The sequence below is a fragment of the Flavobacterium chungbukense genome (assembly GCF_020805785.1).
Lineage (GTDB): Bacteria > Bacteroidota > Bacteroidia > Flavobacteriales > Flavobacteriaceae > Flavobacterium > Flavobacterium chungbukense.
In genome coordinates this window covers 507,623-521,441 of sequence record NZ_JAJGZV010000001.1, presented here as the reverse complement: position 1 = coordinate 521,441, position 13,819 = coordinate 507,623, and the positions used below count along the sequence as shown (strand labels likewise).

Sequence of the window (13,819 nt, the reverse complement as noted above, 5' to 3'; positions counted from 1 at the left end):
TAAATTGATTTTTATAAATAATCTGCGAGCATCTGCTTAAATCTTTTTTAATCTGCGTGAAAAAATCTTTAACCACACAGTTTATCATTTCGACGTAAGGAGAAATCACACTAGAAACTCCGCACAGAATGTCGCCAATCTTTGTCGAATCCCGCGTGTGATTTCTCCCTTCGGTCGAAATGACATAAAATGACGATAATCAGTGTGATGAGAAACCTTAGAATCTTAGCATCTTAGAACCTCAGCATCTCAAAAGAAACTAATCTTCTCGGCTTCCATCATCCGCCATTCTCACTAATTTCGGGGTAAACTTCGCCACAACATCTACTAAATCTTGTTGCGCTTCCATTACCTGATTGATATCTTTATACGCCATTGGGGCTTCGTCAAGACCTGCTCCGATAAGCGTAACGCCATGATCTCTCAGGATCGATTTCATTTCGGTTGGCGTGATGTTTTTGATAGCTTGGGTTCTGCTCATTTGTCTTCCTGCTCCATGCGAAGCCGAATTGATGGCGTTCTCCTCGCCTTTTCCTCTCACCAAAAATCCCGGTGCGGTCATACTTCCCGGAATGATTCCCATAACGCCTTTTCCGGCTGGAGTTGCCCCTTTTCTATGTACTATCACTTCTTCGCCGTTCCAGATTTCTTTCCAGGCAAAATTATGGTGGTTTTCGACTTTGGCTAAAATCGTCGCACCCAATGCGCGTTCCATTTTGTTATGGATAATTTCGTGACAAGCCGAAGCGTAATCTCCCGCCAAATTCATCGCAAACCAATATTCTTGTCCTAATTGTGAATTCATATCTAAATACGCTAAGTTTTTTGCCACTTCTGGAAGTTTACATTCGTCTTTGGCGATTTTAGTATAATGTCCAGCAATTGTTGCACCCATTCCGCGTGAACCCGAATGTGTTAACAAAGCGACGTATTTTCCTTTTGGAATATTTAAAACCGCATCGTCTTTCGCAAATTCCATGATTCCGAATTCCACAAAGTGATTTCCACCACCCGAAGATCCTAATTGCGACCAAGCTTTATCTTTCAAATTCTTCACAAACGGATTCATATTGAAAGTTTCATTCTCCAAAACCGCATGATCTGATTTGTACTGACCGTGAAATCCGTGACCTGCTCCAAAAATAGAATTGGCAATTAATTCTCTTTTGAATTTAGCTTCGTTTTCAAAGTAAAAATCTTCTGGAATATCGTAAACCGACAACGCCATTCTACATCCAATATCAACTCCAACACCATACGGAATAATGGCATTTTTTGTGGCAAGAACTCCGCCAATTGGTAATCCGTAACCTTGGTGCGCGTCTGGCATTAAAGCTCCGGCAACGGTAACAGGTAGTTTCATGGCAACTTCCATTTGTTTTCTGGCTCCATCTTCGATATGATCTAATCCGTAAGCCGAATACGCATTCGGGTTTTCGTTTAAAGCAATGAAATCTTCTGGTTTTTCATTCGATTTTTCGATTAAAGCAACAGCCAGTTTGCTGAAGATTTTATCGTCTATATAGTTTTCTGGAGTCTCTAAGACGTTTTTGAAATTCGCTATCATTTCGTCTCTTGTGAATCCGTTTCTTTTGCTGTTTATTTTTAAGGCAATCCCAATTATTTTTCCTTCTGGGAATCCTAATTCTAATATATCTGTACCGTTTATTTGTGTTTTCATTTGTTTTTTATTTTAAAGGGACAAAGGTCCAGAGGTTCATAGGTGCAAAGGTTTTATACTGCTGCGCAGTTATTTTGCGTAGGTTTTTTTATTTCTCGCAAAGTCGCAGAGTCGCTAAGATTTTTCTTTTTTAAGCCACAGATTATGAGGATTAAAATTATTTTTTCTCATTTTATGTCATTTCGACGAAGGAGAAATCACACTAGAAATTACCCACAGAATGTCACCAATCTTTGTCGAATCCCGCGTGTGATTTCTCCTTCGTCGAAATGACAAATTTTGTGGTTACTATAACTCAAAGATTTTTTTCCGCTCCCGATAGCTATCCGGATTGCAGATTCTGCAGATTTTTAATAATCTTTTTAATCCTCATAATCTATGGCAACAAAACTTTACGTCTTCGCGCCTTTGCGAGATTAAATTTACCAATCTTTGCGGAGACGCACTGCAGTGCGCCTCTACAAAAACCTTTGTCACTTTGTTACTATGAATCTTTGCAACTTAATCCACCAACAATTGTGTAACAACCGCTGGATTCATCGCCCATTGCGCTGTATAAACCTCATCGGCAATTTCATTTTCGGTGATGGTTAAACCTTGAGCTTCCGCTTTAAGCTGTAACAAACTACCAATATTCAATTTGCTGTTTAGTTTTGACAACAACGCCTGAACTCCTTTGAAATCCAATCCGCCAACAACCTGACCTCCGAAAGTCATTTCTAACCAAACGATTTCTCTTTTGGCTACATCCAACACCCCAAAAACCAAACCTTTGGCAACATTTTGCGTCACACGAACCTGATGATCTACACACGACGGATCGTACGCTACACCAGTTCTCTCCGAAATTTTCATCGGGTATTTGCTGTTCATCCAACCTACAACCAAATTTGGCGTAATACTTCCGTTGCTGTATGCGTTGCAAGTAAAAGTTACAAATTTTGCTTTGGCTTTCGCCAATTCGTCAATGTTGATGTTGATATATTCGGCAGTTCCAATTTTATTCGGAATGCTTCGGATATCTCCACTATGCTGACAACCTGTTGTATTCAATCGGCTGAAAGAACAAATATCGGCTTTATCTTCATAAGCGATATGACAGCTCAAATCCATATCTAAATGTTGCGCTGGCAAATCTTTCCCCCATTGCATAAACAATCGCACTTCGTTTCCTTCAATTGGGAAACGTGTTCCCATTAAAGCAACTGGCAAATCCTGAACCGTTTCGCTTCGATCTCCTATAGAAACCGGAATGTTAAACAATTGCGGATCGATATAGATTGTTTTGTTGGTGTTCGCCATTTTCGCAAATCGTTTTTTCATGGCCAAAAGACACAATTCTTCGATTTGATTTTTCATCGCTTCCAACTGAAAATCTTCGTACAACTTCAATAAAGCGTTTGCTTCAATTCGTTTGTTTGTTCCACCCAAAGGTTTCACACTTCTCTGCATGTTTTTATCAAAATAATTTTGAGCATACATGTTTAAAGTAAACACCAATCGAGCCGGAACTTTATCGATGATTTCTTCAAAATGAGCAATAGTTTCGGTTGCTCCAAACCATAGCATGTTCGAGAATAACGAACGAGCAAATAATCCTGGACGCTGTTTTAATAATGCAAATGTTTTATCAGCATCAAATTTCAATCTTGACGAATCAACTTTACTCTGCCAAACATCATACACTTGGTTGTAGAATACATCCATTAAAAAGTTCAATTTCTCAAACCCTTTTCTTTTGCTGTATTCTGCCAAACGAAGTGCGCGGATAAAACGAACCCACATTCCTCTTTTTGGATGCATGGTTTCGCACATTGCCTCAACTTCCATATCCATATTATTCAACCAATTTGCTACCATTAAACATTCTTTTCGGGAATATTTAAGTTTCAAATCTTTTTGAGACGCAATTCTCGACTGAACGCTTGTATCTAAAACATTATGGAAATGCTGTGCATTTTTTGATGTTCTTTTGATAATCGTTTTTGGCTCGATAATTTGAAGCATTCCTGTGTTTTTATACCATAAGTATCGCAAGATATCGGTTGGCGTTTTCAAAAACTGAGACGCTTCTTCTTCTTTACCATTTTCGATCAAAAGATCAATCACCAGCATTAAAGTTTCCTTCATTGCCACTTCTGTTTTTGGTAAAGGCAAATACTGCATCGCCATTTTTAAACTATCTACCTGAGTAGCGTCTAAAGCGGTTTTAGATTGCAATAACGATATATAGAAATCATTTAAATCTTTTTCTTTCCATAATTCAAGCATTTTCAATTTGCTTCCTTGTCCGATATTTTCCAGTTTTCCGAATTCAAACGGAGTTCCGCAGAACGGACAACCGTTGTATCTTTCTAATGGGAAAGTATTATCCGGGATTATATGTCCGCATTGTAAAGCTGTTCCGTTTTTAGTTTTAAAAACATTTCCGAAATACGTGATGATATGATCCAAAACAGATTCACCTGTTAGAATATTCCATTCTTTTACCAATGGCGTCCAGTTTTTATCTGTTCCTAAAACTTCTCTCAAAACTTCTAAAACCTCGATTTTATAATTCGGGCTCACATTGTTTAAAGCATGTAATAATGATTCAGAAAATGTAAATCCAAGTTTTGAAACATTGGCTAACAAAACGGATGTTGTTCCTGATAAATTTTTAACGTCATTCGTAATCATTTCTGACGGAATGAAAATGGCATTTTGGCGTAAACTGATTTTTAATAATTCTTTTGTTTTCATTTTTTTAATTTTTAAAATTTAGATAATGGTGTTTCTGAGTTCTACCTAAAAGATTTTTGAAGTAAGAAACACTTGACCTGAAATTAGAGTGTAATGAATTAACTGAGCTTAAATGGAGCGGGACAACCGCGAAGAAGTAAGTTAATCTTGACCCTCGTTTTTTATTAATGATGATTTTAAAACTTTGTTCGGATTCGAACCGAAATTAGCCGTGTTCTGAAGTAAGTTTTAATTGACCATTAATTGTAAAGCAGATGGGATTCGAACCCACGACACGGACATTAGAAGTGTACGAAGTAAGTTTTGATTGACCTTTTCAGGATAATTTCAAAACTACCTGCTCTACCACTGAGCTACTGCTTCATAATAATTGAATAAAAAGGTAATGGTGTAAGTTTGTACATTGGAAAGTGTTTTCGAAGTAACTCAAACTTGACCTGTTTTATTCTTTATTTTTATTTCTATGAACGTTTGTTTTTATTTCTGAACAAAGATTTTAAAACTAGTGCGCAGTTATTTTGCGTAGTGAAATTTTTGTTTCATTTTTTAGAAATACTGCTTGTTTTATTTCTTGGACAAAGATTTCAAAACTACTACGCAATTATTTTGCGCAGTAAAAAAAGAATTTTAAATTTGAGTAAATATTAATTTGAAAAAAGCGCGTAAGTCCCAGAGGGACGACATATTTATAGCTCTTTGATGATGCCTAAAAAGAGCCCCAGCGGGGCGACATATTTTTTAATAAAGCCCAACTTAAGTTTCGCTCCGCTGGAGCTTTATGATTGGATCTTATAAATTAGCTATAAATATTTAGCTCCTCTGGAGCTTAAAAAATCCACTTACGATTATGAATTTAGAAAAAATTTATTCTGATTTACTCTCTAATATTGGCTTTTCAGCAGATGAAATTCAGAAAAACTGGAAGAATTTGGAAAAGGAATATTCCAAAAAATCAAGGCATTATCATAATCTCACCCATTTAAAAGAAATGATTGCGAGTTTTGAAGTCTATCGAGATGAAATTCAAAACCCAGACGAAATATTATTTTCTATTTTTTATCATGATTTTGTTTATTCAGCTTCCAAAAAAGACAACGAACTTAAAAGTGCAGAATATGCTTTGTCCGTTTTACCAGAAAATAGCAATCTAAATAAACAATTAATTTTTGATGCGATTTGTGCGACGCAACAGCATCAACACAATTCAATCGAAGATATTAATTGGTTAATTGATTTTGATTTGAAAATCCTTGCCAAAGATTGGGATGATTACAAAATCTATTTTGAACAAATTAGAAAAGAATACCGCATTTATCCTGACTTTCTCTACAAACCTGGAAGAGCGAAAGCTTTGAAACATTTTCTGGAAAATGAGTTTATTTTTCAGACTGAGGAATTTCGGAATTTGTATGAGGATAAAGCGAGACAAAATATAGAAAAGGAAATTTCAATATTAACATAAAGTATGTCTGTAGAGACGCACTGCAGTGCGTCTACGCAAAGTAATTCGATACCAATATAACGTAATAATTAAATATGTCGGGTTTTGCTATGCGTTGTGGCTAATCGTTGCGGAGACGCACTGCTGCGCGCCTCTACGGTATGTCTCTATGGAAAATTGGAACGAAAATAAAATCATTGAAAACGAGATTTCATTATTAACGTAAATGCGTGAGGGATTGAAGTGGAGCTCTTTTTTAAGGCGATTTTTCTTCGCCTTAAAAAAAGCGGGAACGTAAAGCCCGGCCCGGAGGGACACGCCCAAAATCATAAAAACATGTCACAAAACAAAAATGCCTTAATTCGCTACAAAACCATCGATAAATGTCTACAGAATAAATACAGGCAATGGACACTCGAAGATTTAATCGAAGAATGTTCTGAAGCTTTATCTGAATATGAAGGACGCCAAAATCCGATCAGTAAGCGAACCATTCAAATGGATATTCAATTGATGCGTAGTGAGAAATTGGGTTACAATGCTCCGATTGTGGTTTACGATAAAAAGTATTATAAATATGAAGACGAAGATTTTTCGATAACTGATATTCCGCTGACGGAGACGGACATGAATGTTTTGACGGAAACGGTTTCGATGTTGAAACAATTTAAAGATTTCTCTCTATTTAATGATGTTTCGGATATTCTACAGCGTTTGGAAGATAAAATCTACTCCGAAAAATCGCATACAAAACCAGTTATTTATCTGGACAAAAATGAGAATCTGAAAGGTTTGCATTATTTAGACGAAATCTATCAAGCGATTATCAAAAGAATGGTTTTAATAATTACGTATAAATCTTTTAAATCGAGAGAAGAAACAAAATTCCATTTTCATCCTTTTATATTAAAGGAATTCAATAACCGCTGGTTTTTAATCGGAAAGAAAAAAGCCTCGCAGCCAATTACGAATCTGGCTTTGGACAGAATCATTTCTATTGATTACGATTTTAATCATCCCTATTTAGAAGAAGATTTTGATGCCGATGATTATTATAAAGATGTAATTGGCGTAACGGTAAATTCAGGATTAAAAGCAAGACGAATTGAATTGTGGGTAGATGCTTCGAATGCGCCATATGTAATAACAAAACCGTTGCATACTTCTCAGCGATTAATTAAAGAAAATGAAGATGGAAGTGTTATCCTGCATTTGTTTGTGATACCAAATTATGAAATGGAACGGCTTCTATTAGGTTTTGGAAATTGTCTTGAAATTCTAAGGCCCGAAGGTCTGAGAAATCGTATGAAAAAGATCCTCAACGATGCTATTTCACGCTATGATTCTGAGAAACTCACTTAAAGAAATACATTTTTTTTTGAATAATACAGAATTAAATCCAATATAAATACTATAAAGAGATTTTTACCGCACATAAATTGTTAAAATCTAAAAAAAGAATAGTATATTTCAAATCAGAAGAACCACAAAACCCTCTAAATCAAGGGTATTTTTTAACTAACCAAAAATTTATGAAAAAATAATATGCATGCATAGTATTTTTTCATTATATTTGAAATCGATATAGTTACCTATGAAAGACAAAACGATAGATTATATTTTGAGAGCTACATGGCAGGCTGTTTCAAGAATGTATAATGAAGAGGCTGCAAAATACGATGCTACAATGGCAACGGGATTTGCTTTGTTAAGCATTGATAAAGAGGAAGGAACTCCCTCAACCGCTTTAGGTCCAAGAATGGGAATGGAAGCTACAAGCCTGACCAGAACATTAAAATCTATGGAAGACAAAGGTTTAATTGTTCGCAAGAAAAATCCAAGCGACGGAAGAGGTGTTTTAATTTACCTGACTGACTTTGGAAAAGAAAAAAGAGAATTATCAAAAAATACTGTTCTGAAGTTTAATGAAACCGTTAGAAAGCATGTTTCTGACGAAAAACTGAAACATTTTATTGAAGTTTCGGAAATCATTAATGAATTAATTCACGACAAAAACATATTTAATCAAACAGAAAACACGGCAAACGAATAGTAAACGATTCATTTGCTCATACAAACAAGTAACAAATTATGAAACGCACAATTAAAAAAGTTGCTGTAATTGGATCCGGAATTATGGGTTCAGGTATAGCTTGTCATTTTGCCAACATTGGTGTTGAAGTTTTACTGCTTGACATCGTTCCGCGCGAGTTGACAGAAGCTGAAGCTAAAAAAGGATTAACGCTTGAAAGTAAAGCCGTTCGCAACCGTGTGGTAAACGAGCATTTGGCGAATTCATTAAAATCGAAACCCTCTCCTATTTACAGTCAAAAATTCGCAAATAGAATCACAACTGGAAATACGACTGATGATATGGCTAAAATTGCCAATGTAGACTGGATTATTGAGGTTGTTGTAGAGCGTTTAGACATTAAGAAATTAGTTTTTGAGCAAATCGAGAAATTCCGTAAACCGGGAACTTTGGTTACTTCAAACACTTCTGGTATTCCAATTCATTTTATGAGTGAAGGAAGAAGCGAAGATTTTCAACAGCACTTTTGTGGAACTCACTTTTTTAACCCTGCGCGTTACTTAAAATTATTTGAAATTATTCCTGGCCCAAAAACTTCAACTGAAGTATTGGATTTCTTAAACGAATATGGATCTAAATTTTTAGGAAAAACTTCGGTTGTTGCTAAAGATACTCCTGCGTTTATTGGAAACAGAATTGGTATATACGGAATCCAAAGTTTATTCCACTTGGTAAAAGAAATGGGATTAACGATTGAAGAAGTTGATAAATTGACTGGTCCGGTAATTGGTCGTCCAAAATCGGCTACTTTCCGTACGGTTGACGTTGTTGGATTGGATACTTTGGTACACGTTGCCAATGGTATTTATGAAAACTGCCCGACAGATGAACAACACGAATTATTTAAACTTCCTGATTTCATCAACAAAATGATGGAAAATAATTGGTTAGGAAGTAAAACAGGACAAGGTTTTTACAAAAAAGTAGATAAAGACATTCTTTCTTTAGACTTAGATACATTAGAATACCGCTCTGCAAAAAAAGCAAATTTTGCTACGCTTGAACTAACAAAAACTATCGATAAACCAATCAATCGTTTTAAAGTTTTAGTAAAAGGGACAGATAAAGCGGGAGAATTCTACCGTAAGAGTTTCGCTGGAATGTTTGCATATGTGTCAAACAGAATTCCTGAAATCTCAGACGAATTATACAAAATTGATGATGCGATGAAGGCAGGTTTTGGATGGGAAAATGGTCCATTCGAAATCTGGGATGCAATTGGTGTTGCAAACGGAATTGAAATCATGAAAGCAGAAGGTCTTGAACCAGCTGTATGGGTTACTGAAATGCTGGCTTCCGGAAGCGAAAGTTTCTATTCTGTAAAAGAAGGAGCGACTTATTTCTATAACATTCCAACAAAATCACAAGTAAAAGTTCCTGGACAAGATTCATTTATTATTCTGAACAACATTCGCGAAAGCAAAAAAGTTTGGAGCAACAGTGGAGCAATCATTCAGGATTTAGGTGACGGAATCTTGAACTTAGAATTCCAATCTAAAATGAATACAATTGGTGGCGATGTTCTTCAAGCTATCAATAAAGCAATCGACTTATCTGAAAAAGAATATCAAGGTTTAGTTATTGGTAATCAGGCAGCGAATTTCTCTGTTGGGGCTAATATCGGAATGATTTTTATGATGGCAGTTGAGCAGGAATACGACGAATTGAACATGGCAATTAAATTGTTCCAAGACACTATGATGCGCGTTCGTTACTCTTCTATTCCGGTTGTGGTTGCGCCTCACGGAATGACTTTTGGCGGTGGATGCGAAATGAGCTTACACGCTGACAAAGTAGTTGCTGCTGCTGAAACCTATATGGGATTGGTTGAATTTGGTGTTGGTGTACTTCCTGGTGGTGGTGGATCTAAAGAAATGGCTTTAAGAGCTTCAGATTTATTCCGCAAAAATGATGTGGAATTGAACGTTCTTCAAGAGTATTTCTTGACAATCGCAATGGCAAAAGTATCAACTTCTGGTTATGAGGCTTTTGATACAGGACTTCTTCAACATGGAAAAGATGTTATTGTAGTAAACAAAGATCGTCAGATTGCTGAAGCTAAAAAACATGCTTTGTTAATGGCAGAAGCGGGTTATACACAACCTATCAGAAGAACTGATGTGAAAGTACTAGGTAAACAAGCACTTGGAATGTTCTTAGTTGGAACAGATCAAATGGAAGCTGGAAAATATATTTCTGAACACGATAAAAAAATCGCTAACAAACTGGCATACGTAATGGCTGGTGGAGATTTATCTGAAGCGACTTTAGTATCTGAACAATATTTATTAGATATCGAACGTGAGGCTTTCTTAAGTTTATGTACTGAACGTAAGACTTTAGAGAGAATTCAGTATATGTTAACTAAAGGAAAACCGCTTCGTAATTAGATAAAAAGAAGCAAGAAACAAGAAGCAAGATTTCAAAACATAGTTTTGTCTTTTCTCTTGCTTCTTGCCTCTTTCCTCTTCTTCTAATAAATCTTAAAAAAACAAAACAAATGAAAACAGCATATATAGTAAAAGCTTACCGTACTGCGGTAGGAAAAGCACCAAAAGGGGTTTTTAGATTTAAAAGACCTGATGAATTAGCAGCAGAAACCATTCAGTTTATGATGGACGAACTGCCTGATTTTGATAAAAAACGTATCGATGACGTTATGGTAGGAAATGCCATGCCGGAAGCAGAACAAGGTTTGAACGTTGGACGTTTGATTTCTCTTATGGGATTAAAAGTTGAAGATGTTCCTGGTGTTACGGTTAACCGTTATTGCGCTTCTGGATTAGAAACTATCGGAATGGCAACTGCTAAAATCCAATCAGGAATGGCAGATTGTATCATTGCAGGTGGTGCAGAAAGCATGAGTTTTATTCCGATGGGAGGTTATAAACCAACTCCGGATTATAAAGTTGCTGCTGCAGGTCACGAAGATTATTATTGGGGAATGGGTTTAACTGCTGAAGCGGTTGCAAACCAATATAAAATCTCTAGAGAAGATCAGGATGAGTTTGCTTACAATTCTCACATGAAAGCTTTGAAAGCACAGGCAGAAGGAAAATTCGATAAACAAATCGTTCCGATTACTGTTGAGCAGACTTTCATCAATGAAAATGGAAAAAAAGAAACAAAATCATACGTTGTAAATAAAGACGAAGGTCCAAGAGCAGGAACTTCTAAAGAAGCTTTAGCAGGTTTAAAACCAGTTTTCGCTGCTGACGGAAGTGTAACTGCTGGTAACTCTTCTCAAATGAGCGACGGTGCCGCTTTCGTTTTAATCATGAGCGAAGAAATGGTAAAAGAATTAAATCTTGAGCCAATTGCGCGTTTGGTAAACTTTGCTTCTTCTGGTGTTGAGCCAAGAATTATGGGTATTGGTCCTGTAAAAGCAATTCCGAAAGCGCTGAAACAAGCGGGATTAACATTGAACGATATTGAGTTAATTGAATTAAATGAGGCTTTTGCTTCACAAGCTTTAGCTGTAACTCGCGAGTTAAGCATTAACCCAGAAATTGTAAACGTAAACGGTGGAGCTATCGCTTTAGGTCACCCTCTGGGATGTACAGGAGCTAAACTTTCTGTTCAGTTATTTGACGAAATGAAACGCAGAGGTAACAAATACGGAATCGTTTCGATGTGTGTGGGAACTGGACAAGGTTCTGCTGGGGTTTACGAGGTATTGTAAGAAAGTATTCTCTCCTATTTGTCATTTCGACGAAGGAGAAATCACACTCGGGAATCGACAAAGATTCGCACATTACGTTGCGGAGCTTCTAGTGTGATTTCTCCTTCGTCGAAATGACAAGATTGAGGAAAAAACATAAATAAAAAGATACTAAAAACAAAAAAAATAAAGGTCATGAGCGACAAAACAAGAGGAGGTCAATTCCTAGTTAAAGAAACAAAATGCGAGGATATCTTCACTCCAGAAGATTTCTCGGAAGAGCAGTTAATGATGCGTGACTCTGTAAAAGAGTTCGTAGACAAAGAATTATGGGCGCATAAAGATCGTTTTGAGAAAAAAGATTATGCTTATACTGAATCATCTATGCGTAAAGCTGGTGAACTGGGACTTTTAGGAGTTGCAGTTCCGGAAGAATACGGCGGATTAGGAATGGGATTTGTTTCTACAATGTTAGTTTGTGACTACATTTCTGGAGCTACAGGTTCATTCTCTACTGCTTTTGGTGCACATACAGGAATTGGAACAATGCCAATTACACTTTACGGTACCGAAGAACAAAAGAAAAAATACGTTCCAAAATTGGCTTCTGGAGAATGGTTTGGAGCTTATTGCTTAACTGAACCAGGCGCAGGATCTGATGCTAACTCAGGAAAAACAAAAGCTGTTTTATCTGAAGATGGAACACATTATAAAATTACAGGACAAAAAATGTGGATTTCGAATGCAGGTTTCTGTAGCGTATTCATCGTTTTTGCCCGTATTGGAGATGATAAAAATATTACAGGTTTCATCGTAGAAAACGATCCGTCTAACGGAATTTCTATGAATGAAGAAGAACATAAATTAGGAATCCGTGCTTCTTCTACTCGTCAGGTTTTCTTCAACGAAACAAAAGTTCCTGTTGAAAACATGCTGTCTGAAAGAGGAAACGGTTTCAAAATCGCTATGAATGCTTTAAATGTTGGTCGTATTAAACTAGCTGCAGCTTGTTTAGATGCTCAAAGAAGAGTTACTTCTGGAGCTGTAAAATATGCTAACGAAAGAATTCAGTTCAATACTTCTATTTCAACTTTTGGAGCTATTCGTTCTAAATTAGCAGAAATGGCAACTAGCGCTTACGCTGGAGAAAGTGCTTCTTACCGTGCTGCAAAAGATATCGAAGACAGAATTGCAGCTCGCGAAGCAGAAGGAACTTCTCATCAAGAAGCTGAATTAAAAGGTGTTGAAGAATATGCTATCGAGTGTTCTATCTTGAAAGTAGCAGTTTCTGAAGACATTCAAAACTGTTCTGACGAAGGAATCCAGATTTTTGGCGGAATGGGATTCTCTGAAGACACTCCAATGGAAAGTGCTTGGAGAGATGCTCGAATCGCTAGAATTTACGAAGGAACAAACGAAATCAACAGAATGCTTTCTGTTGGTATGTTGATCAAAAAAGCAATGAAAGGTCATGTTGATTTACTTGGACCTGCAATGAAAGTTCAGGAAGAATTAATGGGAATTCCATCTTTTGATACTCCAGATTTCTCTGAATTATTTGCAGAAGAAAAAGTAATCGTAGCGAACTTGAAAAAAGTTTTCTTAATGGTTGCCGGAAGTGCTGTTCAAAAATATGGTCCAGATTTAGATTCTCACCAACAATTATTGATGGCTGCTGCTGATATTTTAATCGAAATCTACATGGCTGAAAGTACTATTCTTAGAACTGAGAAATTAGCTAAAAAAGAAGGTGAAGATAAAGTACAAGAGCAAATCGCTATGGCGAAATTATACTTGTACAAAGCGGTAGATATCGTAAACTTAAGAGGAAAAGAAGGAATCGCTGCTTTCTCTGAAGGAGATGAGCAACGTATGATGTTAATGGGACTCAAACGTTTCACAAAATACACTAATCTGCCAAATGTTGTGGCGCTTAGAGAAAAAATTGCAGAAAAATTAGTTGCAGAAAACTCATACTGCTTCTAGTTTCAAAATAGTTTTTAGCTTTTAATTTGTTTAAACCCGCACAAGTCCGAAACTGTGCGGGTTTATTTTTTCACGTTTTAAAGACGAAAGATTTTAACTACAAGTCGCAAGTTTTTTGCATGAATTTGCAAAATATTCGTTAAAATTATTGTTTGCAAACACTTCCTATAGTTAAATATCAAATTTATTGCAGTACTTTTAGCTTTCTAAAAAACG

The 13,819-nt window shown here is 36.3% G+C and carries 8 protein-coding genes and 1 tRNA gene; 6 read left to right on the top strand and 3 right to left on the bottom strand.

The features are described from left to right. Nucleotides 1-259: 259 nt before the first annotated feature. The 3 genes from LL966_RS02200 to LL966_RS02190 all read right to left on the bottom strand — a co-directional run bounded on the left by LL966_RS02200 (nucleotide 260) and on the right by LL966_RS02190 (nucleotide 4,786). Complete coding sequence (locus LL966_RS02200) at nucleotides 260-1,681, bottom strand: RtcB family protein (RefSeq protein WP_229349759.1); 1,422 nt, start codon at nucleotides 1,679-1,681, stop codon at nucleotides 260-262. A gap of 501 nt (nucleotides 1,682-2,182) precedes the next feature. After that, on the bottom strand, nucleotides 2,183-4,423 hold the full coding sequence (locus LL966_RS02195; protein WP_229349758.1) for a hypothetical protein: 2,241 nt from the start codon (nucleotides 4,421-4,423) through the stop codon (nucleotides 2,183-2,185). Between the two features lie 246 nt (nucleotides 4,424-4,669). Further along, nucleotides 4,670-4,786: transfer RNA gene (locus tag LL966_RS02190), tRNA-OTHER, on the bottom strand. 484 nt (nucleotides 4,787-5,270) lie between these two features. Between LL966_RS02190 and LL966_RS02185 the strand changes: the two genes are divergently transcribed. The 6 genes from LL966_RS02185 (at nucleotide 5,271) to LL966_RS02160 (ending at nucleotide 13,603) form a co-directional block, all read left to right on the top strand. Next, nucleotides 5,271-5,885 carry an HD domain-containing protein gene (locus tag LL966_RS02185; RefSeq protein ID WP_229349756.1) on the top strand — a complete coding sequence of 205 codons (615 nt, stop codon included), beginning with the start codon at nucleotides 5,271-5,273 and terminating at the stop codon, nucleotides 5,883-5,885. Between the two features lie 315 nt (nucleotides 5,886-6,200). After that, nucleotides 6,201-7,226: a helix-turn-helix transcriptional regulator gene (locus LL966_RS02180; RefSeq protein WP_229349755.1), complete on the top strand. Its 1,026-nt coding sequence runs from the start codon at nucleotides 6,201-6,203 to the stop codon at nucleotides 7,224-7,226. Nucleotides 7,227-7,458: 232 nt separating this feature from the next. Continuing rightward, complete coding sequence (locus LL966_RS02175; protein ID WP_229349753.1) at nucleotides 7,459-7,917, top strand: MarR family winged helix-turn-helix transcriptional regulator; 459 nt, start codon at nucleotides 7,459-7,461, stop codon at nucleotides 7,915-7,917. 38 nt (nucleotides 7,918-7,955) lie between these two features. After that, nucleotides 7,956-10,346, top strand: coding sequence for a 3-hydroxyacyl-CoA dehydrogenase/enoyl-CoA hydratase family protein (locus LL966_RS02170; RefSeq protein WP_229349751.1), 2,391 nt, complete (start codon nucleotides 7,956-7,958; stop codon nucleotides 10,344-10,346). Nucleotides 10,347-10,456: 110 nt separating this feature from the next. Next, nucleotides 10,457-11,638 carry a thiolase family protein gene (locus tag LL966_RS02165; RefSeq protein WP_229349749.1) on the top strand — a complete coding sequence of 394 codons (1,182 nt, stop codon included), beginning with the start codon at nucleotides 10,457-10,459 and terminating at the stop codon, nucleotides 11,636-11,638. A 174-nt stretch (nucleotides 11,639-11,812) separates the two neighbouring features. Next, entirely contained in the window at nucleotides 11,813-13,603 is a 1,791-nt protein-coding gene (locus tag LL966_RS02160; RefSeq protein WP_229349747.1) for an acyl-CoA dehydrogenase family protein, read from the top strand. The last annotated feature ends 216 nt before the right edge of the window (nucleotides 13,604-13,819 follow it).

Bases quoted from the DNA above. Each gene is read 5' to 3' on its own strand.
- LL966_RS02200 (WP_229349759.1), bottom strand. From the start codon at position 1,681: ATGAAAACACAAATAAACGGTACAGATATATTAGAATTAGGATTCCCA.
- LL966_RS02195 (WP_229349758.1), bottom strand. From the start codon at position 4,423: ATGAAAACAAAAGAATTATTAAAAATCAGTTTACGCCAAAATGCCATT.
- LL966_RS02185 (WP_229349756.1), top strand. From the start codon at position 5,271: ATGAATTTAGAAAAAATTTATTCTGATTTACTCTCTAATATTGGCTTT.
- LL966_RS02180 (WP_229349755.1), top strand. From the start codon at position 6,201: ATGTCACAAAACAAAAATGCCTTAATTCGCTACAAAACCATCGATAAA.
- LL966_RS02175 (WP_229349753.1), top strand. From the start codon at position 7,459: ATGAAAGACAAAACGATAGATTATATTTTGAGAGCTACATGGCAGGCT.
- LL966_RS02170 (WP_229349751.1), top strand. From the start codon at position 7,956: ATGAAACGCACAATTAAAAAAGTTGCTGTAATTGGATCCGGAATTATG.
- LL966_RS02165 (WP_229349749.1), top strand. From the start codon at position 10,457: ATGAAAACAGCATATATAGTAAAAGCTTACCGTACTGCGGTAGGAAAA.
- LL966_RS02160 (WP_229349747.1), top strand. From the start codon at position 11,813: ATGAGCGACAAAACAAGAGGAGGTCAATTCCTAGTTAAAGAAACAAAA.